Origin of the sequence: Stutzerimonas kunmingensis (genome assembly GCF_014764705.1) — a bacterium.
GTDB lineage: Bacteria > Pseudomonadota > Gammaproteobacteria > Pseudomonadales > Pseudomonadaceae > Stutzerimonas.
This window is the reverse complement of sequence record NZ_JACXXG010000081.1, coordinates 1-1486: the sequence shown is the minus strand read 5'-3', so window position 1 is coordinate 1486 and position 1486 is coordinate 1. Positions and strand designations below refer to the sequence as shown.

General features: G+C 57.7%; 1 protein-coding gene. It reads right to left on the bottom strand.

The annotated features are described in order from the left end of the window. Positions 1-300 precede the first annotated feature (300 nt). The coding region (locus IEG05_RS22985) for a site-specific integrase (RefSeq protein WP_224742966.1) at positions 301-1486 on the bottom strand (1186 nt) is incomplete at its 5' end.

Here is a 1486-nt window from a genome sequence, read left to right as displayed (position 1 = left end):
GCCTGGAAAGTGTCCGGATGGCCGTGGAATCGGTGTCCGGATGCGCGTGGAATGAGTGTCCGGATCAGCGTGGAATCACTGTCCGGATGTGCGTGGAATGGGTGTCCGAGTCAGCGTGGAATCCGCACTGAAGCCGCAGGTGCTGCATCAGTTGGCGGAAAGGATGGCGGCGCTCACCTATCTGGAGAAGCGTGCCAAACACATCGAAAACTACTGCTTGTATCATGCCGGTACCTCTACCGTTGGAGGCGAACCGCCCACCCGAAGAGCGATGCCGCCCCTCTCAGTCGTGCAGCGATGTTAGTGAGAAGCTAGCAATTGAGTCAAAGTGCCAGCATTGAATTCAACAGCGGGTCTGACTGCCAGGCCACCAAATGAAATAGCGGGATCGATGTACCGCATGGCCGACTTGATGTCTTTCCAGCCCACATAGGTCATCAAGGCTTTGAGGTCCCATCCATTGGCCGAGGCCCACGTAGCAAAGCCGCGGCGCAAGGAGTGACTGGTATACAGTTCAGCGGGAATTCCGGCGCGTTGCAGAATCTGGCGCAGCAAGCTGATCAGGCTACCCGGATGTAAAGCATCCTCGCTGAGATGCCCCCAGCGATCCAGGCGGCGGAACACGGCTCCACGAACGATACCTGCAGCACTGATCCAGTCGAGATAGGCCTGTACCGGGCATAGTCGCTTGAGCGCCGGCGTGTAGTGCGTCGTACCGAGGTTTTCTCGGTCGCCCTTGCTCTGCGGCAGGAACAGACGCATGCCTGCGCCTGTTTCGGCCTGAATATGCTCGACCTGCAGCCTGCAGAGCTCATCACTGCGAAAGCCCCGCCAGAAGCCGATCAGCAGCAATGCCATGTCGCGCCGGCAGCGCAACAGACTCGCTAAATCGTCCCGCATCCGAGCTCGCCCTGACTCAAGTGCCAACCACTGTACCGCCTGTTCCAAGTGCTTCAGTTGCAAAGGGGCGGCTTGCTTGACCTGTGCTGGGTGCAGGGTGCGGATGCCCTTGAGCACCTGACGCACCGTGGGAGTCTTCGTTGGGTCGGGAAAGCCTTGGGTGATATGCCATTGAGCGAGAGCAGCCAAGCGTTGCTTCAACGTGTTCACACTCAGCGTATCGGCGTAGTCCACCAAGTAGCGGACAACGCTGTCGCCTGTCGCGGGCAGAAAGCCGCCCCATGTCACTTCGAAGTGATCAATGGCCGACTGGTAGCTACGGCGAGTGTTTTCTCGCGTTCCAGCCTGAAGATAGCGTCCGACATCCTTCATTGCCTGTGATGGCCCTTTGTGTACCTGAGAAGGGGTTTGGGGAGCAATGGAACCAAAAACCAACGTAAGCTCTGAATCCCACCGTAACAGACTGTGTGAAAACCTAGCAGTCTGAGAGCAAGCTGAAGACAATGCCTCCATCAGTTGATGGGGGCATTGTCGTTTATGGGCTACATCCAGGGCGAAGGTCGTCAGCAAAGCAGCCTGTTTCCTC